Genomic DNA, 20,371 nt, shown 5'->3' on the forward strand with positions numbered 1-20,371 from the left:
TGGCCGCCATGAGCCCATCCGCCTTGCCGGCGGCGCGCGACCGTTTGCGCGTCGCCATCCAAAAATCCGGCCGGCTCAGCGAGCCGGCGCGGGCCTTGCTCGCTTCCTGCGGCCTGAGCTGGCGCGAAAGCCGCGACCGGCTGTTCTGCTACGGCGAGACCTTGCCGGTCGACCTGTTGCTGGTGCGCGACGACGACATTCCCGGTTTGATCGCCGACGGCGTCTGCGATTTGGGCATCGTCGGCCGCAACGTGCTGGCCGAACAGATCCTGCAGCGCGCGAACGGATCCGGGCAGGACAAATACCGCGAATGGCGCGCGCTCGGCTTCGGCGGCTGCCGTCTCGACATCGCCGTGCCAGAGGGCTGGAGTTGGGGCGGACCGGCGCAATTGCAGGGCAAGCGCATCGCCACCAGCTATCCGTCGCTGCTGCAGGCGTGGTTGCGCGAACAAAACATCGGTGCGCAAGTGGTGCCGCTGTCGGGCTCGGTCGAAATCGCGCCGCGGTTGGGCCAGGCCGATGCGATTTGCGACTTGGTGTCCAGCGGCGCCACGCTCGCGGCGAACCAGCTCAAGCCCGTACTGACCTTGTTGCAGAGCGAAGCCGTATTGGCCGGTCCAGTCGCGCCGTTCGCCGATGCGCGCGCCGAGCTGGCCGCATTGCTGCTGCGCCGGCTCGACGGCGTGCTGAGGCTCAAGCACAGCAAATTGTTGCTGTTCCAAGCCCAGCGTCAAACCGTGCCGGCGTTGATGAAGCTGCTTCCCGATGCGGAACCGCCTACGGTGCTGCAGGTGGACGGCGCCGACACGGTGGCGTTGCAGGCGCTATGCCATGGCGCGATGACTTGGCAGCGCCTGGAGGACTTGAAGTCCGCCGGCGCCAGCGGATTGATGGTGTTGCCGGTGGAAAGGATGCTCGCATGAACGCGCCTTCGGCCATCGTGCATTGGAACGGAATCGACGACGCGCAGCGGGAGCGCCTGCTGATGCGTCCCGCGCAGGAAATATCGGCGGAAGTGCAGGCCGGCGTCGGCTCGATCCTCGAACAGGTGCGCGAACGCGGCGACGCCGCGTTGCGCGAACTTACCCTGCGCTTCGACGGTGTGGAGCAAAACCGTTTCGCCGTGACTTCCGAAGAATTCGCGGCGGCCGAAGCGGCGGTTCCGCTCGAACTGCGCGTGGCGATGATCGCCGCCGCGCAACGCATCGAAGCCTTCCACGAAGACGGCATGCAACGGCCGTATGCGGTGGAAACGGCGCCCGGCGTGGTCTGCGAGCGGATCGTGCGCGGCATCGGCCGGGTCGGCCTGTACGTGCCGGCCGGCAGCGCGCCGCTGCCTTCGACCGCGTTGATGCTCGGCGTACCGGCGCGCCTGGCCGGTTGCGCCGAAGTCGTGTTGTGCACGCCGCCGCGCAAGGACGGCAGCGCCGATCCGGCGGTACTGGCGGCCGCCAAGCTGTGCGGCATCGACCGCGTCTACAAGCTCGGCGGCGCGCAGGCGATCGCCGCGATGGCCTTCGGCACGGAAAGCGTGCCCCGTTGCGACAAGCTGTTCGGTCCCGGCAATGCCTACGTCACCGAGGCCAAGCGCCAAGCGTCGACGCGCGCCGACGGCGCCGCGATCGACATGCCGGCCGGCCCGTCCGAAGTGCTGGTGATCGCCGACGCCGGCGCCAATCCCGCTTTCGTCGCTGCGGACCTGTTGTCGCAGGCCGAGCATGGGCCGGATTCTCAGGTACTGCTGATTTCCGACGATGCGGCGCTGCTCGCGGCGACGGAACGGGAAATATCCCTGCAACTGGCGCAACTGTCGCGGCGCGAAATCGCCGAGCGGGCTTTGGCGTCGTCGCGGCTGGTCCAGGTCGATGCATTGGCCGATGCGTTCGAGATCAGCAACCGCTATGCGCCGGAACACCTGATCCTGGCCTTGCGCGAACCGCGCGCCTGGCTCGATCGCGTGCAGGCCGCAGGCTCGGTGTTCCTGGGCGACTGGACGCCGGAAGCGCTGGGCGATTACTGCAGCGGCACCAACCACGTGCTGCCCACCGGCGGCGCGGCGCGCGCGCTCGGCGGCTTGAGCGTGGCCAGCTTCCAGACCGCGATCAGCGTGCAGTCGGCGCAGCCGCGCGGCATCGTCGCGATCGGGCCTTGCGCGATGGTGATGGCCGAGGCCGAAGGGCTGGGCGCGCACCGCAACGCCGTCGCGCTGCGGCTGGCGGAGGCGCGGCCATGAGCGCGGTTTCCTGCGAAAGCACGCTGCGCCTGCTGCGCGAAGATTTGCGCGATTTCGCCGGCTACCGTTCCGCGCGCAGCGAAACGGCGCAGGGCGAGATCTGGCTCAACGCCAACGAAGCCGCTCGCGCCGGTTCGGCGGATCCCGGCGGTCGCCTGCGCCGCTATCCGCAACCGCAACCGCAAAGCTTGCGCGCGGCTTTGGCGCAGTTGTACGGCACCGTGCCGGATCGCTTGCTGATCGGCCGCGGCAGCGACGAGGCCATCGACCTGCTGGTGCGCGCGTTCTGCCGGCCGGGCATCGACGGCGTCTTGATCGCGCCGCCGGTGTTCGGCATGTATGCGGTCTGCGCGCGCTTGCAGGGCGCGCGCCTGGTCGAAGCGCCGCTGCGCGAAGCCGGCGACGATTTCGCGCTGGATTTCGTCGCAGCCGCCGACAAGGCGATCGCGCAAGCCGCCAAGCTGGTCTTCCTGTGCTCGCCCGGCAATCCTGTTGGCGGCGCGTTGCCGGCGGAATCCGTGATCGGCCTGGCGCGCCGTTTGCGGGGCAGGGCGATCGTGGTGGTGGACGAGGCTTACGTCGAATTCGCGGATGCGGATTCGCTGATCGCGGCTTCCGCAGGCGAACCGAACATCGTCGTCCTGCGCACGCTGTCCAAGGCGCACGCTTTGGCAGCGGCTCGGATAGGTTGCGCGATCGCCGCGCCAGCGGTGATCGAGGCCTTGCGGCGCTGCCAGGCGCCGTATCCCGTGCCGGAGCCGTGCGCCGAGCGCGCCTTGGCGGCGCTAGCGCCGCAGGCGCTGGCTGCGACGCGAACCCGAGTCGACGAAGTCCGCCGTGAGCGTTCGCGTTTGGCGGCTTCGCTCGCGGAGATGGCCGATGTCCGCCGCGTCTACCCGTCGCAAGCCAATTTTCTGCTCGTCCGCTTCGCCGATGCCGATTCGGCGTACGAGCGGCTGCTGGCCGCCGGCGTGGTCGTCCGCGACATGCGCGCGATGCCGCAGCTGGGCGACGCGCTGCGTATCACGATCGGCACGCCGGAGCAGAACGACGCTGTGCTGGCCGCTTTGCGCGCGGTCGAGGCGGCGGCATGAAACCGATCCTGTTCGTCGACCGCGACGGCACCTTGATCGAGGAGCCGGCCGATTTCCAGATCGACGCCTACGATAAGCTGCGTTTCGTGGCCGGCGCGATTCCGGCGTTGTCGAAGCTGCGCGATGCCGGCTACGAATTCGTCATCGTCAGCAACCAGGACGGGCTGGGTACCGAGCGTTTTCCGCGCGAGTCGTTCGAAGGCCCGCAGCGGCTCATGATGCAAGTGTTCGAAAGCCAAGGCATCCGCTTCCGCGACGTGCTGATCGACGGGAGCCTGCCGGAAGAGAACAAGCCCACGCGCAAGCCCGGATTGGGCCTGGTGCTGCCATATCTGAAGGATCGCGGCGTCGACTGGTCGCGTTCGGCCATGGTCGGCGACCGCGAAACCGATCTCGCATTCGCCGCCAATCTCGGCATCCGCGGCTTCCAGCTGCGCACGGCGCAGTTCGGCGGCGAGTGGGATTGGCCCGGCATCGCGCACGCGCTGGCGGACGCGCCGCGCCGCGCTTGCGTACGCCGCGACACGCGCGAGACGCGCATCCGTGTGGAGCTGGATCTGGACCGCGAGGCCGAGCCGAAAACCGAGACCGGTTTGCCGTTCTTCGACCACATGCTCGAGCAGCTCGGCAAGCACGGCGGATTCGCGCTGGAAATACGCGCCGACGGCGATCTGCGCGTGGACGAGCACCACACCGTCGAAGACACCGCGCTGGCCTTGGGCCAGGCCCTGCGCGAGGCGCTGGGCGACAAGCGCGGCATCGGCCGCTACGGTTTCACCTTGCCGATGGACGAGTCCTTGGCCAGTGCGGCGCTGGATTTCGGCGGCCGGCCGTATCTGGTGTTCGACGGGGAATTCCGGCGCGAGCGCGTCGGCGATCTGCCCACCGAATTGGTGCCGCATTTCTTCCGCTCGCTGTGCGATGCGGCGGGGCTCAATCTGAATTTGAAGGTGCGGGGCGACAACGACCACCACAAGGTCGAGGCTTGCTTCAAGGCGACCGCGCGCGCGCTGCGTCAGGCGATCCGGCGCGAAGGCGCGGCGTTGCCCAGCACCAAGGGCGTGCTATGACCCGCGTCGCGCTGATCGATGCCGGCGGCGCCAACCTCGGTTCGGTGCGCTACGCGCTCGAGCGCCTGGGCACGACGCCGCGGATCGCGCGCGATGCCAGCGAGCTGGCCGGCGCCGAGCGCATCGTCCTGCCCGGCGTCGGCGCGGCGGCGCCGGCGATGGCGGCGTTGTGCGAGCGCGGTTTCGATGCGGCGCTGCGCGACACAGCGGTGCCGGTGCTCGGCATCTGCCTAGGCATGCAATTGCTGTACGAGTTTTCGGACGAAGGCGATACCGCATGCCTGGGCGCGATTCCGGGGCGGGTGCGGAAGATGGCGCGGGCACCCGGCGTGCGCATCCCGCACATGGGTTGGAATGCGTTGTCCGATGTCGTGGCGGATCCTTTGCTCGCGGGCGTCGGCAACGGCGACGAGGCGTATTTCGTGCATAGCTACGCGGTGCCGGTCGGCGCCGATACCTTGGCGGCGGCGCAGCACGGCGAGCGTTTCAGCGCGGTGGTCAGGCGCGGACTCTATTGCGGAGCCCAGTTCCATCCCGAGCGTTCGTCGGATTGCGGCGCGCGCTTGTTGCGCAATTTCGTCGAGTGGCGGCCGTGACCGCGCGCACCGCCTTCCAGGTGTATCCCGCGATCGACGTGCGCGGCGGCCGCGTCGTGCGCTTGGCGCAGGGCGACTACGCCCGCGAAACGCCGTATGCGCAGGACCCTCTGGCGCTAGCGCGCGCCTACGCGGCGGCGGGCGCGGATTGGCTGCATCTGGTCGACTTGGACGCGGCGCGCGACGGCGGCTATGGCCTGTCGTCGCTGGCGACCGAAATCAAGGCGCAGACCCGTCTATCGCTGCAGACCGGCGGCGGCGTGCGCGAGGAGTCCGACATCGAACGCTTGCTGGCCGCGGGCGCCGATCGGATCGTGGTCGGTTCGCTGTCGGTGAACGAACCGCACCGGGTCGAAGCTTGGTTGCGCCGCTACGGCAACGACAAGATCACTGTCGCCCTCGACGCGCGGCGCACGGACGACGGCCGCTGGTTTCCCGCCACGCACGGCTGGACCCGGCAGAGCGAACGCAGCTTGGCCGATGTGGTGAGGTTCTACGCGCACAACGGATTGCGCCACCTGTTGTGCACGGACATCGCGCGCGACGGCATGCTGTCCGGACCCAATTTCCCGCTCTACGCGCTATTGCGGCAATGGGCGCCGCAGGTCGCCGTGCAGGCTTCGGGCGGTGCGCGCGACCTCGGCGACGTGCGCGAGGCGCGGCGGGCCGGATGCGCCGGCATCGTGCTGGGGAAATCCCTGCTCGAAGGCCGCGTCGGCCTGGCCGAGGCGCTGGCATGCTGAGCCGGCGCATCATCCCTTGCCTGGACGTGCGCGACGGCCGCGTGGTGAAGGGCGTGCGCTTCCGCGACCACGTCGACATGGGCGACATCGTCGCGCTCGCGATGCGCTACCGCGAAGCCGGCGCGGACGAGCTGGTGTTCTACGACATCGGCGCCAGTCCGCAGGGCCGCAGCGTCGATCCGGCTTGGGTGGAACGTGTGGCGCGGGTATTGGACATTCCGTTCTGCGTGGCCGGAGGGATCGGCGACGCGGACTCCGCGCGGCGCGTCCTCAACGCGGGCGCCGACAAAATTTCGGTCAATACCCCGGCCTTGCAGCGCCCGAACTTGATCGCCGAGCTGGCCGACGCGTTCGGAGTGCAGTGCGTGGTGGTCGGCATAGACTCGATGCGCGACGCCGACGGCGAATGGCGCGTGCGCAGCCATACCGGCGACCCGCAGCGCATGCGCGCGCCGGGCCGGCGCACGCTGGATTGGGCGATCGAGGCCCAGCGCCTCGGCGCAGGCGAAATCGTGCTCAATTGCATGGGCAACGACGGCGTCCGCGACGGTTACGACATCGTCCAACTGCGCGCCTTGCGCGAGGTGTGCTCGGTGCCGCTGATCGCATCAGGCGGGGCCGGGACCGCGGCCCATTTCGACGCCGTCTTCCGCGAGGCAGACGTCGACGGCGCGCTGGCCGCGAGCGTGTTCCATTCGGGCGACATCGCCATTCCGGAATTGAAAGCCTATCTGCGCGGACAGGGCATCGAGGTGCGGCGTGCGGCTTGAACGAATCGAAGCTCTGGCCTGGTCGCGCTCGCCCGACGCGCGCGAGGGCGGGCTGCTGCCCGCGATCGTGCAGGACGCGGACGACCAGCGCGTGCTTATGCTCGGCTACATGTCGCGCGAAGCGCTCGTCCGTACGCTGGAAAGCGGTTCGGTCACGTTCTACAGCCGCAGCAAGGCGCGGCTGTGGACCAAGGGCGAAAGTTCGGGCCATTACCTAACCATGGTCTCGGTCGAAGCCGATTGCGACGGCGATACCTTGCTGGTCCAAGCCCGGCCGAAGGGGCCGACCTGCCATCTCGGCCGCGAAAGCTGTTTCGCGGATGCGCCGTCGGCGACGCTGGCCGGGCTCGATGCGGTCATCGCGCAGAGACAACGGGAACGGCCCGAGGGCAGCTATACCGCCAAGCTGTTCGACGGCGGCGCGGCCCGCATGGCGCAGAAGGTAGGCGAAGAGGGCGTCGAAACCGCGCTCGCGGCGGTCGTCGGCGACGATGCGGCGCTGCTGGGAGAAGCCGCGGATCTGGTCTATCACCTGCTGGTGCTGTTGCGCTCGCGCGGATTGGGCTTGTCCGATTTGGCGGAGACGCTGCGCAATCGCGAATGACGGGCTTTTGTAGGAGCGGCTTTAGCCGCGAGCTCTTTCCCTCAAATCGCGACATCGCGGCGATTTCCAGAGAAAGAGCTCGCGGCTAAAGCCGCTCCTACAAAAAACGGAAGCCGGGCTACATCGGCACGAACGCGGGATTCGACGTGCAGACCTGATCGCGGCCCTTGGCCTTGGCCGAATACAAGGCCAGGTCCGCGGCCATCAGCGCCGCGTCGATGCTGTTGGCCGGATCCTGCACCGACTGCACCGCATGCACGCCGATGCTCGCGGAAATGCGGATCTGGTGGCCGCGCACCGTGCAATGCTCCTGCTGCAGCTGCCGGCGCAGGATTTCGCCGACTTGAGCCGCAGCCGTCAGATCGTGGCCGGGCAGGCCGACGATGAACTCTTCGCCGCCGAAGCGCGCCAGCAAGGCTTTGTGCGGGCGCAGCGCGTCGCCGATGCGGTGCGCGGCCCAGCGCAGGCAATCGTCGCCGACCAGATGGCCGTAGCGATCGTTGATGTTCTTGAAGTGGTCTAGGTCGATCATCAGCAACGACAAAGGCCGGCCGCTGTCGAGGCTGTCGACCAACAGGTCCTCGAACGCCTCGCGGAAGTAGGTGCGGTTGTAAAGCCCGGTCAAGCCGTCGCGTCGGCTGGAATCGCGCAGGCGGCCGTGCGCGTCCTCGAGCTGCGCCAGCGTGCCGCGCAGCTCCTGCGTGCGTTGCGCGACCTTGCGTTCCAAGCGCAGGTTGGCTTCGTTGATGATCCGTTCGTTCTCTTGCCGCAGCGACGAATAGCGCCGGCCCAGGGCGATCGACAGCAGCAGCATTTCCAGCGCCGAGCCCATCTGCACGCCGTACTCGGTGTAGAAGGTCTTGGGCAGGATGCCGAATGCCACCAAGCTGAAGGTGGTCGTGCCGAGCAGGAACATGGCCCAGGCGATCAGGAACAGCCAGGCCGACGCGTAGCCGCGGCGCAGCACCACCACGGTGGCGATCGCGATCCACGCCACGCCGAACAGCACGGCCTTGGTCGCGATCACGATCGAGACGCGATAGGGCAATTCCAGCGAAGCAGCGCCCAGCAGTACGAAAAATCCGATCAAGGCCAGCGCGACCGCGTTGCCGAATCGCCAGCGGTCCTGCAGCTCGAGGAAGATCCGCGCGAACTGGAGCATGCCGATCAAGGCCAAGCAGATCGACAACGGCACCGATTTGTCGGCCAGCCACGGCGAATGCGGCCACAGGTATTCGAAGCCCAATCCGTTCAGCGTGAACAGCACCATGCCGAACGCGGAGATATGGAACAGATACCAGAAATAGCCCGAATCGCGCAGCGTCAGCCACAGCACCAAGTTGTAGAAGAACAGCGCGGTGAGGATGCCGTAGTACAAGCCGATCGCGAGCTGCGCATCGCGGGTCAAGTCGACGAAAGCGTCCGGCGTATACAGATCCAGCGGCACCTGCATCGAACTTTGGCTTTGGATACGCACCAGCAAGTCGACCCGCTCGCCGGTCGGGAGTCCGATCCAGAAATTGGGGTGGCGATAACCGATGCTGCGCGATTCGAAGGGCAGGGCGTCGCCGCCCGCCTGATGCACCACGCGTCCGTCCGGATAGCGCGCGTACACGTCGATGTAGTCGCTCAGCGCATAACGCTGGACCAGCAACCAGCGCAATTCCTTCGGATTGTGGTTGACGATGCCGATGTGGAACCAGTACGCGCCCTGCTGGAAGCCGAATTCGTGCTTGCCTCCCGGCAGCGGCGCGAATTCGCCGGCTTGCAAACGCCGGAAAGCGCTGGCGGTGTCGTCGCTGGCGTTGACGTCGTGGCGGTAGCGCGTGTAGTCGGCCAACGGCGTGTGGGTCGTGCCGGGCGTCAGGTCGAGCGTCGGCACGGCCTGCGCCCAGGCTCCGCCGCAAAGCAAGAGCAACAGCAGCGCAAGCCATCCCGGCCTTCGGCTCTCTCTGAAACCCATACCACCCCCTCGCATCCGAATCCTTGGCCAGCGTGCCGAGCCCTCCGCATGCCCTCATAGTCGAGCAACGCGGCCAGTAGGACCGATCCGGCCAAATCTTGCCTCATCCGTCGCCGGGCAGGCGGCATAATTCCCGTGCCGTTCCCGCTCGGTCGACCATGAAAGCATTCCCATTTTGCCTGTTGATGCTGTCCGCAGTCGCGTTCCCCGCGTTCGCCAAGATACCCGCCTGCGATAGCGGTCTCGTGTTCGAGGACCGCAACGGCAACGGCTCGCGCGATTCCGGCGAACCCGGCTTGGCCGGAATTAAGCTGTCCGACGGCGAAGCGATCGTTGAAACCGATTCCACAGGCCGTTACTCGGGATTGGGCGGTGGATCGGCGCGGACGGTCTTCTTGATCAAGCCGGCCGGCTTCGCCGCACCGTCGCGTATGGACGGGTTGCCGGACGTGTGGCGCAACCCGCCGGCGGGCTTGGGCGCGGGGCTGAAGTATGGCGGCATCGCGCCGACTTCGGGGCCCTGCCGGGACTTCGCGCTGCGCCGCGAAGCGCCCCGCGGCGCGGGCCTGGACGTGCTGGTTTTCGCCGATCCGCAACCGAAATCGGCGGTCGACGTCGATTATTACCGGCGCGACATCGTGGCGCCCATCGCCGGCAAGCACGGTGCGCGCTTGGGCTTGTCGCTGGGCGACATCGTCAACGACGATCTGTCGCTGTACCCGGCCATGAATCGCGCCACGGCGGCGTTGGCCGTGCCTTGGCTGCACGTCGCCGGCAACCACGATCTGGATTTCGATGCCGCGCGCGACGAGGATTCGCTGCTCAGTTTCCGCAACGTCTACGGTCCGGATACGTTCGCCTGGGAGGAAGCGGAAGCGACCTTCGTCGGCCTCGACGACGTGGTCTATCTGCCGGGACAGAAGCCGGCCTATGTCGGCGGCTTGCGCGAAGAACAGTTCGCTTTCCTGGAAGGGTATTTGCGCGGCGTGCCTAAGGACCGGCTGTTGGTCATCGGCGTGCATATCCCGTTCTTCGACGTTTCGTCCGATCCGGCCCATCCCACTTTCCGCCGCGCCGATCGCGAGCGCTTGTTCGCCCTGCTCGCGCCTTTCCCGCACGTGCTGCTGCTCAGCGGCCACGGCCATATCCAGCGCCATGTCTTCCACGGTACGGAGGACGGCTGGCATGGCGCGGCGCCGCTGCACGAATACAACGTCGGCGCGGCCTGCGGCGCGTTCTGGAGCGGCGTCAAGGATGCGGCCGGCATTCCGGATACGACCATGGCCGACGGCACGCCCAACGGCTACGCCACTTTGCGCATCGAACGCGGCGGCCGTTACTTCCTGGCCTGGCACCCGGCCCGCGCCGCCCAAGACACTGGCATCGGCTTGCACGCGCCCAAGGTTTTGCGCAAAGGCGCGTACCCGGCCTGGGGCGTCTATGCGAACGTCTACATGGGCCGGGACGACAGCCGGGTGGAGTACCGCGTCGACGATGGCGATTGGAAACCCATGAACAAGGTGCTGCGTCCCGATCCGAACCTGCTGGCGGAAAACGCCCAGGACGATGCCGCCGAACGTTTGCGCGGCTACGACCGTTCGCCGGAAGCCGATGATTCGCAGCATCTGTGGCGCGGCGCATTGCCGACCGATCTGGCCCTGGGCGAGCACCGGATCGAAGTGCGCACGGTGGATGCGTGGCGAGGCGAGCTGCGCGCGCAGACCCGGTACCGGCTCGAGGATGCGGCACCCTAATCGACAGAGAAGGAATATGCGATGAAGCGATTCGCATCGATGGCGCTGGCGGCGGCAGTGCCTTTCGCCGCTGCGGCCGCAACGACGCCGGTGGTAATGCTTTGGGCACCCGAACGCATTTCCAGCGATCGCTTCGAATCCCACCCGGCTTTCGATCCGCGCAACGGCGACCTGTATTTCGTGCGCAGTTCGCCGAAGTTCGAGGGCTGGCGCATCTTCGCCAGCCGTTGCGGCGCATCGGGATGGTCCGAGCCGGTTTCCGCGGCCTTCGCCGGCGATGGCGTCGAGGCCGACCCGTGGTTCACCGCGGACGGCTCGCGTTTGTATTTCATCTCTTCGCGCACCACCGACGGCATCAAGCGCAAAGGCATGGACCTGTGGCAGGTCGATCGCGATGCGAACGGCCATTGGGGCGAACCCCAGCGTCTGCCGGAGCCGGTCAATTCCTCGGGCAACGAATGGTTTCCGCGCCTGGCGCGCGACGGCTGGCTGTATTTCGGTTCCGATCGCCCGGGCGGACTCGGCAGGACCGACATCTGGCGCGCACGCGAACAAAACGGCCGCTGGACAGTGGAGAACGCGGGCGCCGCCCTCAACACCGCGGCGGACGAATACGAACCGCTGCCGTCGCCGGACGGCAAAACGATGATCCTGATGGCCGGCGACGGCTTGTACCGCAGCGAGCGCACGGCCGCTGGCTGGAGCAAGCGGGTCAAATTGCCGGCGCAGGTCAACGTCAACGGCAGCGAAATCGGCGCGGCGTTCTCGCCCAGCGGGCGTACCTTGCTGTTCGCCCGCGACACGAAAGGTCCCCGATCGGGCGAGCTGTTCGTCTGGCATATCGCCGGGAACGAAGCTTGGCCTCGTGCATGCCCGGTGCTGGCCAAGCGGAGCCGATGATGGCCGCGAAGCTGCCGACCGACCTGCCCATCAAGGAATTCAAGACCGAGGCCGCGTTCGAGAAATGGCTCGCCGCGCATCGCGACGCGCCCGGCGTCTGGCTGAAGATCGCGAAGAAAGACACCGGCATCGCGGCCGTGAATGCTCAGCAGGCGCTGGACGTGGTGCTCTGCCATGGCTGGATCGACGGCCTGAAGCTGGCTTGCGACGAATCCTATTTCCTGCAGCGCTATACGCCGCGCCGCCGCGGCAGCCTCTGGTCGAAGATCAACGTCGCCAAGGTCGAGAAGCTGATCGCCGCCGGCCGCATGCGCGAAGGCGGATTGGCCGAAATCGAAGCCGCCAAAGCGGACGGCCGCTGGAACGCCGCCTACGATTCGGCGCGCAACATGCCGGTGCCGGACGAGCTCGCCGCTGCCCTAACGAAGAACAAGAAGGCCAAGGCGTTCTTCGACCAGTTGGACAAGACCAACCGCTACGCCTTCTGTTGGCGCGTGCAGACGGCGAAGAAGCCGGAAACCCGGGCGGCGAGGGTGGAAAAGTTCGTCGCGATGCTGGCCAAGGGCGAGAAGATCCACGGCTGAAGCCGGATTCGGTTTTTCGTAGGAGCGGCTTTAGCCGCGAGCTCTTTTCATCAAATCGCGGCGATGTCGCGATTCCGCAGAAAAAGCTCGCTAAAGCCGCTCCTACGAAGAACAAGGCCGGAGCAGCGGAGCAAGCTCCGTTCTACAAAGCCGCTTCCGCGTCGCGCTTGCCGGGCTTGGCGGCATAGGGGTAGGGCACGGCCTTGCCCGCATGCAGCTCGGACTCCCAAGCCTGCAAGCGCTTCCCGATCCGCGCGCCGACATCCAACTGCGGCAACGACGGTTCGAAATTCTGCTGCTTTTCGCGCCGGGCGATCTCGCGCGTGGCGATGTCGTAAGCGGCGACGAAATTGGTCGTGCGGTTCAAGCCGTCCACCAGCCAGGCGCGCCCGAAATAGGTCGCTTCCGATTCCGTCCCGCAACCGAACGAGGCGCGATCGCCGCGCGCGGCGGTCACCACCAGGGTGTCGGGTCCGCGCAAGGCGGGAACGAAGCCGCCCGAATAGCAGGCGGAAATCGCGATGACCCGGTTGCGGATGCCCGCATCGTCCAGCGCCGTGCGCAGATCTTCCGGCGTCAGCCAATCCTCGAGCATCGGCTGCAATTGCACGGCCAATTCGTGGTCCTCGGTGCCGTGCATGGTCAGGTAGAGCAGCAGCACGTCCTGATCGCGGTCCATCGTCCGGCCGATGCCGGCCAATGCGTCGTAAAGATTGTCGTAGGTCGCAAGCGGCGCCGGCGCTTTGCCCAGGCTGTCGGGATGGTTGATCAGGGACACCACCCGGCCACGCGCGTCGAAACGTTTTTCGAACAGCGATTTCAGGTAGACCACTTCGTTGCGGAACACGCTTTCTTCGCCGTCGCCGGCGAAACCGAGCACGTACAGATCGGTCTTGCCGGGACGCTGCGGCGCGATCGCAGCCAGCTCGCGTTCGAGCAAAGCACGATCGCGGTCGGCGAGCGGAGTTCGTTCGCGCTGCGTCTCGGCGGCTTTCGGCCGGTCCGCGGCCAGCGAACCGGACAGCAGCAACAGCAAGAGCAACGGAACCAAGCGCATGGCGAGCCGGGTTCCCGTCCGCTTCATGCAGGCCGAACGTCCGCGAAGCTTTCGACGCGGTGGTGGCCGTGCGTGGCTTCGCCGGTGCGCGGTTCCGGGTAGTCTTCGCGCCGGTCGATCAGCGCCGTGCGCATGCCCGCATCGCGCGCGGCGTCCAGTTCTTCGACGACGTCGGACAGGAACAGGATTTCGCCGGCGGGACGGTTCAGGCGCGCGGCGATATTGCGGTAGCTGTCCGCCTCGCGCTTGTGGCCGACTTCGGTGTCGAAGAAGGCCGCGAACAAGGGCAGCAAGTCGCCGGCGTCGGTATGGCCGAAGAACAGCTTCTGCGCGGGCACCGAGCCGGACGAATACACGGCCAACGTATGGCCTTGTTCGCGCCATTGCTTCAGCGCTTTGGCCGCATCCGGATAGATGTGCGCGGCGAATTCGGCGCTGAGATAGCCGTCCTGCCAGATCAGGCCCTGCAACGCCTTAAGCGCGGTGTGCTTGCGGTCTTCGTCGATCCAGCCCTGCAGCGTCTCGACGATCATCTCGTCGGTGCAGATGCCGCCGTTCTCGGCGGCGACCGTGTCCAGCCAGCGGCGCACGTCCGGGTTGTCGCTGTTCTCGTGGACGAATTCCGGCAGCGCGTTGCGGGCGTACGGGAACAGCACGTCCTTGACGAAGGAGATGCTGCTGGTGGTGCCTTCGACGTCGGTGAGGATCAGGGGCTTGGTCATGCTCTTCGCTCGTCATCCCGGCGCAAGCCGGGATCCAGGGTACCTAGCGACCGTGACGATCGCAGCGATTTATCGGAGACGTCGGATTGCCTGGATTCCGGCTTTCGCCGGAATGACGGGCTTGGGGAGTCAGTCCGCTTGGCCTTTTTCGTACCGCGGAAACTTCTGCGCGATGTCCGTGCCGGTGAAGTGGCCCACCCAACCGTCCGGCTCGGTGAAGAAGCGGATCGCGACGAAGCTCGGTTCCGGACCCATGTCGAACCAGTGCGTGGTGCCGTCCGGCACCGCGATCAGATCGTTCTTGACGCATTCGATCTCGTAGACCTTGCCGTCCACGTGCAAGGTGAACAAGCCCGCGCCGGCGACGAAGAAGCGCACCTCGTCTTCCTTGTGGAAGTGTTCGTCCAGGAATTTCTTGCGCATTTCCGCGCGGTTCGGGTTGTCGGGCGCGATGCTGACCACGTCGACGGTCTTGAAGCCGTTGTCGGCGATCAGGCGGTCGATGTCGGCCCGGTAGGCGGCCATCACCTGCTCGGGCGTGGCGCCGGGTTCGATCGGCTGCGAAGCCTGCCAGCGTTCGAAGGTGACGCCGATCTTCTTCAGCTCGCGGGCGATGTCCTCGCCGTCGCTGCTGACGAATTGCGGGGTGTCGGGGGCGTCGTCGGCGAAGATGCGGAGTCGGCTCATGGCGGTCGGCCTCGGGTGGGTCGGTTCCAGGGTAGCAGCGGCGGCTTGGGGAGCCGGTACGCGCTGCGGAACGCTGTGGTTCAGTGTCTGGGGGCGAGTTTGCGCAATTCCAGCTCGCAATTGAGCAGGAATTCGAAGGCTTCCAGATGCCGGCGCGCCTCGGCCATGTCGCGGCCCCAGGCGTAGAGGCCGTGGCCGTCGATCAGATAACCCCACAAGGTCTGCCGGTCGAGCAGGGCGTCGACCTGGGCGGCCAGGGTCGGCATGTCCTGGGTGTTCGGGAACACCGGCACGTCGATCGCCACCTCGTGGGTGGTGTTGCCGGCGAAAGCCTTCAGCAATTCGTAGCCTTCCAGATGGACGTGCCCCATGCCGGCGTACAGGCGCGAGGCGATGGTCTGGGTGGTCGAATGCGTGTGCAGGACGCAGCCGATCTCCGGAAAGCGGCGATAAAGCTGGGTATGGAGCAGGGTTTCGGCGGAGGGACGGTGCTGGGTGCCGACGGCCTGGCCGTCGTAGTCGACGACCATGATGTCGGCCTCGGTCAGCCGGCCCTTGTCGCGGCCGGAGACGGTGATCGCGGCGTGGCGATCGTCCAGGCGGCGCGAGAAATTGCTGCTGGTGGCCGGGGTCCAGCCCAGCGCGGACAGCTCGCGGACGTTGACGATGATCTCGCCGGCCAGTTCGCGCAGGCGGTGGGTGTCGTAGGGTAGGGCGGCGCTCATGCCGCCAGTTTAGCGAAAGCGGAGGTTACAAGCCGGAGAACGGGCGACGGCCGTCAGGATCGGCCCGCGAGCTGCTCGGCGATGCTGCGGGTCTTGTCGGTGACCACGTCGCCGGTGTGCAGCGTCGTCTTGCGCTCGATCAGCAGCAGCCGGCACTCCTCGTCGGCCACCGGATTGTGGCGCACGCCTTTGGGCACGACGTACATCTCGCCCGGGCCGAGCTCGACCGGTTCGCTGTTCTCCAACTCGATCTTCAAGCGGCCCGCCAGCACGTAGAACAGCTCGTCCTCGTCGGCGTGCGCATGCCAGGCCAGCGTGCCCTTGACCTTGGCGACTTTGATGTAGGCGTCGTCCACTTCGGCGAGCACCTTGGGCGACCAGAACGCATCCAGGCGCTCGGCTTCGGCGGCGGGGGAAATGGGTTGCGGCATGGGGGCGTCCTCGGCGTGCTTGCCTAGAGTTTGCCGCAAAAAGAAAACGGCGCGGTTGCCCGCGCCGTTTCCGTGTCTCTTTCGAAGCCTTACGGGCCCGGATCCGGACCTTCGTGGAAGGTCGGATGCGGTTCCAAGACCGGCTTGTCGGTCGGCGGCGAACGTCCCGGCGCCAGATCGCTGTTGCGGTAACCGTACAGCGCATACACCACCATGCCGATCACCGCCCAGCCGAAGAACAGGCTCAGCGTGTACAGCGACAGGTTCAGGAACAACAACAGGCAGCCGGCGATCGCCAGTGGGCACACCACCCAGACCATCGGCGTGCGGAACGGGCGCGGCCGGTCGGGCTGCTGTTTGCGCAGGATCATCACCGCGAACGCGACCATGACGAAGGCGAACAACGTGCCGGAGTTGGAGATGTCCGCCAGCACGCCGACCGGGAACCACCAAGCGAAGCCGGCGACGAAAAAGCCGGTGATGATGGTCACGATATAAGGCGTGTGGAAGCGCGGATGCACCTTCGAGAGCACGCGGGGCAACAATCCGTCGCGCGACATGGTGAAGAAGATGCGGGTCTGGCCGTAGATCATCATCAGGATGACCGACGGCAATGCGAGCGCGGCCGCCAAGCCGATCAGGTTGCCCATCTTGGCGAAGCCGAGCATGCGCAGCACATGGGCCAGCGGCTCCTTGCTGCAGACCAGGGCTTCGCTGCCGCGGCAGGCTTCGGCCAGCTCCGGGCTGCCGGGATGGAAGGCTACGCCGTTCGCGTCGAGCATCGGCTGCGAACCCATCGAGCCGACCGCGCCGTAGCCCACCAGCAGATAGAAGAGGGTGCAGACCGCGAGCGAAGCGATCAGGCCGATCGGAATGTTGCGGTTCGGATTCTTGGTTTCCTCGGCCGCGGTGGAGACCGCGTCGAAACCGACGTAGGCGAAGAAGATGGATGCCGCGGCGCCGAGCACGCCGATGCCGCCCAACGGGCTGCCCCAGCCGGTCGGGAAGAACGGTTCGAAATTCGGGCTCTGCGCGCCGGGCACGGCGATGGCGATGAAGGCGGTCAGCGCGGCGACCTTGATCAACACCAGCACGGCGTTGACCTTGGCCGATTTGGACGTACCGATCACCAGCAGCACGGTCACGAGCAGCGCGATGCAGAAGGCGAGCAGATTGAAGGTGCCGCCATCCATCGGGCCGGTGCGCAAGGCTTCCGGCAGCGCTAGGGCGCCGGGTTCGACCAGCCCGAATAATGTGGTGTGTATCAGCAAGCCGTTCATGTATCCGGACCAACCGACCGAGACGGCGCAAGCCGCCACCGCATATTCCAGCACCAGGGCCCAGCCAACGGCCCAGGCCAGGCCTTCGCCGAGCACGCCGTAGGTATAGGTATAAGCGGAACCGGACACCGGCACCATCGACGCGAGTTCGGCGTAGGCCAGCGCAGCCAGTCCGCACACGACGGCGGCGATCACGAAGGCCACCATCATCGCCGGTCCGGCCTTTTGGCCCGCTTCGGCGGTCAGAACGAAGATACCGGTGCCGATGATGGCGCCGATACCCAGCATGGTCAGTTGGAACGCACCTAATTGGCGCTTCAGCGATTTTTTCTCGGCTGTGGCGAGAATTTGGTCCAGTGGCTTGACGCGCCAAAAAAGCATTGCGTACTCCCCAAATCGTACTGTGGGCGGAAAGGCCGGCCGAGGCCGCCAGCGGAACCCGGCGACCTTAACCGGCCCGCTACCCGCGGCACAAGCGCCATGGGTCCGTCCGGATAGCCATAATGTCCGCCGGCACGGGACAATCGGCGATGCGGCAGCGCAACATGAGCGACGGCGGCAAGAATGAACAGGGCGGCTTGGCCGCGGATCTCGCCGACTATCGGCGCCGCTGGCCGGCGGAGGCCGATACGATCGCCGATTTCGCCGAACTTCTCGGCGACGACGAAAACCCTTTCCTGCGCGAACGTCTCGCCGGCCATTTCACCGGCGCCGCTTGGCTGGTCAGCGCCGACGGCCGCCGCATTTTGTTGACCCATCACCGTAAGCTCGATCGCTGGCTGCAATTGGGCGGACACGCCGACGGCGACCGCGATCTGCGCCGCGTCGCATTGAAGGAAGCCGAGGAGGAATCGGGCTTGTCCGGCCTGTGCGTCGATGCCGGCATCTTCGATCTGGACCGGCACTGGATTCCCGAACGCAAGGGCGTGCCGGGTCATTGGCATTACGACGTGCGCTACGTCGTCCGCGCCGGCGCAGACGAGGCTTTCGTGGTCAGCGACGAATCGCATGCGCTGGCATGGCGCGAAATCGCATCCGTCGCGGACGACGCGAGCTTGGACGAATCGTTGCGGCGCATGGCGGGCAAGTGGTTAGCCAGAGAATGAGCCGGGCTTTTGCTTTGTAGAGCGGAGCTTGCTCCGCTGCTTTTCAAGCCTCCCTTCAAGGGAGGGAGATCAAAGCAGCGGAGCAAGCTCCGCTCTACAAAGCCAGATAAGCGCTGGCTATGGACGTGCGTGACTCACGGTTCGATATCGGCCTCGTATCCGCCGAGCGCCCGCATGATCGATGCATCCTTCCGGTACTTGCGCTTCAGCTTAAGCAACTGCGCGTCCGCGCCGGGACACAGCTCGGCGACGGCCTGTTCGATCTGCTTGCGCCGGTCCTCGGCCAGTGCGGGATCGGCGTCTTCAGGCACCGGCTCGCCGCGCCAGTGGTCGCACTCGTCCCGGCGCTGCGTATACACGCGCACCTCTTGCGGCCAGGTGCACCAATCGGGGCGCTCGACCGGACCTTGCGGCGGTTCGCACAGCGACAGCTCCGGCATGGATAGGCGCCGCTCGCCTTCGTCCTGCGCGCCCGCGCCGCCCGCGAAGGCGGCGAGGAAGACGGCCAAGATGCCCGGCCGGAGGCGCACGCTCAGTCCGCGCGGCCCGCGAATTCGCCGGTCGCGGTGTTGACCAGCACGCGCTCGCCGACCTTGATGTACTCGGGCACCTGGATCTCGATGCCGGTCGACAGCGTGGCCGGTTTCGGGCGCTTGGTAGCGGTGCCGCCCTTCAGTTCCGGCGGCGTTTCGGTCACTTCCAGGGCGACGTTGGTCGGAAGCTGCAAAGCCACCGGAAGGTCGTCGATGATCTGCACGTAGCAGCCGTTGAGCCCATCGCTGATGTAGCCGCTGCCGTCGCCGACCACGTCGGCGTCGAGCGTGTAGGGCGTGTAGTCCTCGTCGTCGAGGAACACGAACGCATCGCCGTCCTTGTACGAGAACGTCGCCTGGCGGCGCTGCAATTCGACTTCCTTCAATTCGTCTTCCGCGCCCAGGCTCAGATCGTATTTGCCGCCGCCGGGCACGCTGTACATCGTGAAGCGGTATTTGACGTTGCCGCCGCGGCCCTGCGGCGAGCTGCGTTCGATGTCGCGCACCTGGTACACGGTGCCGTTGTGTTCGACCACGTTTCCTTTCTTGACGTCGTAGGCTTTCATGTTCTGTTTTCGCGATAAGGAATTTTTTGCTCGTCATCCCGGCTTTCGCCGGAATGACGGTGGATGGGAATGTCGGTTACTTCGGCGCCAACCGCACCGCGCCGTCCAAGCGGATCGTTTCGCCGTTGAGATAGCGGTTCCGCAGGATGTACGCGACCAGGTCGGCGAATTCTTCCGGCTTGCCGAGGCGGGCGGGGAAGGGGATCGACGCGCCCAACGATTGCTGCACTTCCGGCGGCATGCCGTCGACCATCGGCGTCCAGAAAATGCCCGGCGCGACGGTCATCACGCGGATGCCGAAACGCGACAGTTCGCGCGCCATCGGCAAAGTCATGCCGACCACGCCGCCTTTCGATGCGGAGTAGGCGGCCTGGCCGATCTGGCCGTCGTAGGCGGCGACCGAGGCGGTGTTGACGATCGCGCCGCGCTCGCCGTCTTCGCCGGCGTCGTTGTGCTGCATCTGCGCGGCGGCGGCCTTGGCGACGTTGAAGCTGCCGACCAGGTTGACCATCACCGTGCCGGCGAAATTCTTCAACGGCATCGGCGCTTCGCGGCCCAGCACGCGGCCGGCGCCGAGGATGCCGGCGCAGTTGATCGCCGCGTTCAAGCCGCCCAGAAATTCTTTCGCAGCCGCGACATTGGCCGTCACGCCGTCTTCGTCGGTCACGTCGGTCTTGAAGTAGCGCGCTTTGTCCGCGCCCAATTCGGCGACCGCGGCGGCGCCTTTTTCGTCGTTGACGTCGAACAGCGCGACTTTGCCGCCATGAGCGGCGAGATGCCGGGCCACGGCCAGGCCTAGGCCGGAAACGCCGCCGGTGACGATGGCGCGGATGGTGTCGAGCTGCATGGGCGGTCCTGCGGTGCGGAAACGGGCATTTTACCCGGTCGCCGTGGCGTCTTGCTGTCCTTCCTCCTTTGAAAAAGGGGATTTGCTTTTGCTGTTGCTCTCGAGC

At 66.5% G+C, this 20,371-nt stretch carries 22 protein-coding genes; 12 read left to right on the forward strand and 10 right to left on the reverse strand.

The genetic code is table 11. The features are described from left to right. The first annotated feature begins 8 nt into the window (after positions 1-8). From hisG to hisIE, 8 genes are read left to right on the forward strand one after another with little or no spacing between them, the layout of a single operon-like run. Positions 9-923 (forward strand): ATP phosphoribosyltransferase, encoded by a 915-nt coding sequence (gene hisG, locus FCE95_RS01560; RefSeq protein WP_137265242.1) that lies wholly within the window; start codon positions 9-11, stop codon positions 921-923. Then, the gene (gene hisD, locus FCE95_RS01565; RefSeq protein WP_137265243.1) at positions 920-2,233 is read left to right on the forward strand and encodes a histidinol dehydrogenase; all 1,314 of its coding nucleotides are present in this window, start codon (positions 920-922) and stop codon (positions 2,231-2,233) included. The genes hisG and hisD overlap by 4 nt, the downstream gene beginning before the upstream one ends. After that, positions 2,230-3,327: a histidinol-phosphate transaminase gene (gene hisC, locus FCE95_RS01570; protein WP_137265244.1), complete on the forward strand. Its 1,098-nt coding sequence runs from the start codon at positions 2,230-2,232 to the stop codon at positions 3,325-3,327. Before hisD ends, hisC begins: the two co-directional genes overlap by 4 nt. Beyond that, positions 3,324-4,397 (forward strand): bifunctional histidinol-phosphatase/imidazoleglycerol-phosphate dehydratase HisB, encoded by a 1,074-nt coding sequence (gene hisB / locus FCE95_RS01575; protein ID WP_137265245.1) that lies wholly within the window; start codon positions 3,324-3,326, stop codon positions 4,395-4,397. Before hisC ends, hisB begins: the two co-directional genes overlap by 4 nt. After that, complete coding sequence (gene hisH, locus FCE95_RS01580; RefSeq protein WP_137265246.1) at positions 4,394-4,993, forward strand: imidazole glycerol phosphate synthase subunit HisH; 600 nt, start codon at positions 4,394-4,396, stop codon at positions 4,991-4,993. Before hisB ends, hisH begins: the two co-directional genes overlap by 4 nt. Continuing rightward, entirely contained in the window at positions 4,990-5,736 is a 747-nt protein-coding gene (locus FCE95_RS01585; RefSeq protein WP_137265247.1) for a 1-(5-phosphoribosyl)-5-[(5-phosphoribosylamino)methylideneamino]imidazole-4-carboxamide isomerase, read from the forward strand. The genes hisH and FCE95_RS01585 overlap by 4 nt, the downstream gene beginning before the upstream one ends. Then, the gene (gene hisF / locus FCE95_RS01590) at positions 5,730-6,506 is read left to right on the forward strand and encodes an imidazole glycerol phosphate synthase subunit HisF (protein ID WP_137265248.1); all 777 of its coding nucleotides are present in this window, start codon (positions 5,730-5,732) and stop codon (positions 6,504-6,506) included. The genes FCE95_RS01585 and hisF overlap by 7 nt, the downstream gene beginning before the upstream one ends. Then, positions 6,496-7,110, forward strand: coding sequence for a bifunctional phosphoribosyl-AMP cyclohydrolase/phosphoribosyl-ATP diphosphatase HisIE (gene hisIE, locus FCE95_RS01595; protein WP_137265249.1), 615 nt, complete (start codon positions 6,496-6,498; stop codon positions 7,108-7,110). The genes hisF and hisIE overlap by 11 nt, the downstream gene beginning before the upstream one ends. A gap of 118 nt (positions 7,111-7,228) precedes the next feature. Here hisIE and FCE95_RS01600 read toward each other — a convergent pair whose 3' ends face one another. After that, positions 7,229-8,992, reverse strand: coding sequence for a sensor domain-containing diguanylate cyclase (locus FCE95_RS01600; protein ID WP_189644602.1), 1,764 nt, complete (start codon positions 8,990-8,992; stop codon positions 7,229-7,231). A gap of 266 nt (positions 8,993-9,258) precedes the next feature. Here FCE95_RS01600 and FCE95_RS01605 point away from each other — a divergent pair, with 266 nt between their 5' ends. The 3 genes from FCE95_RS01605 to FCE95_RS01615 are packed head-to-tail and all read left to right on the forward strand — an operon-like array spanning position 9,259 to position 12,311. Beyond that, positions 9,259-10,827: a calcineurin-like phosphoesterase C-terminal domain-containing protein gene (locus tag FCE95_RS01605; RefSeq protein ID WP_223266737.1), complete on the forward strand. Its 1,569-nt coding sequence runs from the start codon at positions 9,259-9,261 to the stop codon at positions 10,825-10,827. Positions 10,828-10,848: 21 nt separating this feature from the next. Beyond that, complete coding sequence (locus FCE95_RS01610; protein WP_137265252.1) at positions 10,849-11,727, forward strand: TolB family protein; 879 nt, start codon at positions 10,849-10,851, stop codon at positions 11,725-11,727. Further along, positions 11,727-12,311, forward strand: a complete 585-nt coding sequence (locus tag FCE95_RS01615) for a YdeI/OmpD-associated family protein (protein WP_223266738.1) — start codon at positions 11,727-11,729, stop codon at positions 12,309-12,311. Before FCE95_RS01610 ends, FCE95_RS01615 begins: the two co-directional genes overlap by 1 nt. A gap of 142 nt (positions 12,312-12,453) precedes the next feature. Here FCE95_RS01615 and FCE95_RS01620 read toward each other — a convergent pair whose 3' ends face one another. The 6 genes from FCE95_RS01620 to FCE95_RS01645 all read right to left on the reverse strand — a co-directional run bounded on the left by FCE95_RS01620 (position 12,454) and on the right by FCE95_RS01645 (position 17,594). Further along, positions 12,454-13,395: a C13 family peptidase gene (locus tag FCE95_RS01620; protein ID WP_223266739.1), complete on the reverse strand. Its 942-nt coding sequence runs from the start codon at positions 13,393-13,395 to the stop codon at positions 12,454-12,456. After that, complete coding sequence (gene mtnC / locus FCE95_RS01625) at positions 13,392-14,090, reverse strand: acireductone synthase (RefSeq protein WP_137265255.1); 699 nt, start codon at positions 14,088-14,090, stop codon at positions 13,392-13,394. The genes FCE95_RS01620 and mtnC overlap by 4 nt, the downstream gene beginning before the upstream one ends. 129 nt (positions 14,091-14,219) lie before the next feature. Beyond that, complete coding sequence (locus FCE95_RS01630) at positions 14,220-14,777, reverse strand: 1,2-dihydroxy-3-keto-5-methylthiopentene dioxygenase (protein WP_137265256.1); 558 nt, start codon at positions 14,775-14,777, stop codon at positions 14,220-14,222. A gap of 80 nt (positions 14,778-14,857) precedes the next feature. Next, positions 14,858-15,502 (reverse strand): methylthioribulose 1-phosphate dehydratase, encoded by a 645-nt coding sequence (locus FCE95_RS01635; protein ID WP_137265257.1) that lies wholly within the window; start codon positions 15,500-15,502, stop codon positions 14,858-14,860. A 53-nt stretch (positions 15,503-15,555) separates the two neighbouring features. After that, a complete protein-coding gene (locus FCE95_RS01640; RefSeq protein ID WP_137265258.1) occupies positions 15,556-15,933 on the reverse strand; it encodes a cupin domain-containing protein in 378 nt (125 codons plus the stop codon). A gap of 89 nt (positions 15,934-16,022) precedes the next feature. Then, a complete protein-coding gene (locus FCE95_RS01645) occupies positions 16,023-17,594 on the reverse strand; it encodes an amino acid permease (RefSeq protein WP_137265259.1) in 1,572 nt (523 codons plus the stop codon). A gap of 149 nt (positions 17,595-17,743) precedes the next feature. Here FCE95_RS01645 and FCE95_RS01650 point away from each other — a divergent pair, with 149 nt between their 5' ends. Beyond that, positions 17,744-18,319: an NUDIX hydrolase gene (locus FCE95_RS01650; protein WP_189644667.1), complete on the forward strand. Its 576-nt coding sequence runs from the start codon at positions 17,744-17,746 to the stop codon at positions 18,317-18,319. Between the two features lie 134 nt (positions 18,320-18,453). Here FCE95_RS01650 and FCE95_RS01655 read toward each other — a convergent pair whose 3' ends face one another. The 3 genes from FCE95_RS01655 to FCE95_RS01665 form a co-directional block, all read right to left on the reverse strand. Continuing rightward, positions 18,454-18,828, reverse strand: coding sequence for a hypothetical protein (locus FCE95_RS01655; protein ID WP_137265260.1), 375 nt, complete (start codon positions 18,826-18,828; stop codon positions 18,454-18,456). Positions 18,829-18,851: 23 nt separating this feature from the next. Continuing rightward, positions 18,852-19,418 carry an elongation factor P-like protein EfpL gene (gene efpL, locus FCE95_RS01660; protein ID WP_137265261.1) on the reverse strand — a complete coding sequence of 189 codons (567 nt, stop codon included), beginning with the start codon at positions 19,416-19,418 and terminating at the stop codon, positions 18,852-18,854. A gap of 76 nt (positions 19,419-19,494) precedes the next feature. Continuing rightward, positions 19,495-20,265 (reverse strand): SDR family NAD(P)-dependent oxidoreductase, encoded by a 771-nt coding sequence (locus FCE95_RS01665; protein WP_137265262.1) that lies wholly within the window; start codon positions 20,263-20,265, stop codon positions 19,495-19,497. Positions 20,266-20,371 lie beyond the last annotated feature (106 nt).

Source organism: Luteimonas gilva, from assembly GCF_005239095.1.
Classification (GTDB): Bacteria; Pseudomonadota; Gammaproteobacteria; order Xanthomonadales; family Xanthomonadaceae; genus Luteimonas_C; species Luteimonas_C gilva.

What these genes read in the sequence shown, in the direction of transcription:
- FCE95_RS01620 (WP_223266739.1), bottom strand. Translation starts at nt 13,395, where the DNA reads ATGAAGCGGACGGGAACCCGGCTCGCCATGCGCTTGGTTCCGTTGCTC.
- FCE95_RS01665 (WP_137265262.1), bottom strand. Translation starts at nt 20,265, where the DNA reads ATGCAGCTCGACACCATCCGCGCCATCGTCACCGGCGGCGTTTCCGGC.
- FCE95_RS01630 (WP_137265256.1), bottom strand. Translation starts at nt 14,777, where the DNA reads ATGAGCCGACTCCGCATCTTCGCCGACGACGCCCCCGACACCCCGCAA.
- hisG (WP_137265242.1), top strand. Translation starts at nt 9, where the DNA reads ATGAGCCCATCCGCCTTGCCGGCGGCGCGCGACCGTTTGCGCGTCGCC.
- hisC (WP_137265244.1), top strand. Translation starts at nt 2,230, where the DNA reads ATGAGCGCGGTTTCCTGCGAAAGCACGCTGCGCCTGCTGCGCGAAGAT.
- FCE95_RS01650 (WP_189644667.1), top strand. Translation starts at nt 17,744, where the DNA reads ATGCGGCAGCGCAACATGAGCGACGGCGGCAAGAATGAACAGGGCGGC.
- FCE95_RS01635 (WP_137265257.1), bottom strand. Translation starts at nt 15,502, where the DNA reads ATGAGCGCCGCCCTACCCTACGACACCCACCGCCTGCGCGAACTGGCC.
- FCE95_RS01610 (WP_137265252.1), top strand. Translation starts at nt 10,849, where the DNA reads ATGAAGCGATTCGCATCGATGGCGCTGGCGGCGGCAGTGCCTTTCGCC.
- hisF (WP_137265248.1), top strand. Translation starts at nt 5,730, where the DNA reads ATGCTGAGCCGGCGCATCATCCCTTGCCTGGACGTGCGCGACGGCCGC.
- FCE95_RS01605 (WP_223266737.1), top strand. Translation starts at nt 9,259, where the DNA reads ATGCTGTCCGCAGTCGCGTTCCCCGCGTTCGCCAAGATACCCGCCTGC.
- FCE95_RS01645 (WP_137265259.1), bottom strand. Translation starts at nt 17,594, where the DNA reads ATGCTTTTTTGGCGCGTCAAGCCACTGGACCAAATTCTCGCCACAGCC.
- FCE95_RS01640 (WP_137265258.1), bottom strand. Translation starts at nt 15,933, where the DNA reads ATGCCGCAACCCATTTCCCCCGCCGCCGAAGCCGAGCGCCTGGATGCG.
- mtnC (WP_137265255.1), bottom strand. Translation starts at nt 14,090, where the DNA reads ATGACCAAGCCCCTGATCCTCACCGACGTCGAAGGCACCACCAGCAGC.
- hisB (WP_137265245.1), top strand. Translation starts at nt 3,324, where the DNA reads ATGAAACCGATCCTGTTCGTCGACCGCGACGGCACCTTGATCGAGGAG.
- efpL (WP_137265261.1), bottom strand. Translation starts at nt 19,418, where the DNA reads ATGAAAGCCTACGACGTCAAGAAAGGAAACGTGGTCGAACACAACGGC.
- hisD (WP_137265243.1), top strand. Translation starts at nt 920, where the DNA reads ATGAACGCGCCTTCGGCCATCGTGCATTGGAACGGAATCGACGACGCG.
- FCE95_RS01615 (WP_223266738.1), top strand. Translation starts at nt 11,727, where the DNA reads ATGGCCGCGAAGCTGCCGACCGACCTGCCCATCAAGGAATTCAAGACC.
- hisH (WP_137265246.1), top strand. Translation starts at nt 4,394, where the DNA reads ATGACCCGCGTCGCGCTGATCGATGCCGGCGGCGCCAACCTCGGTTCG.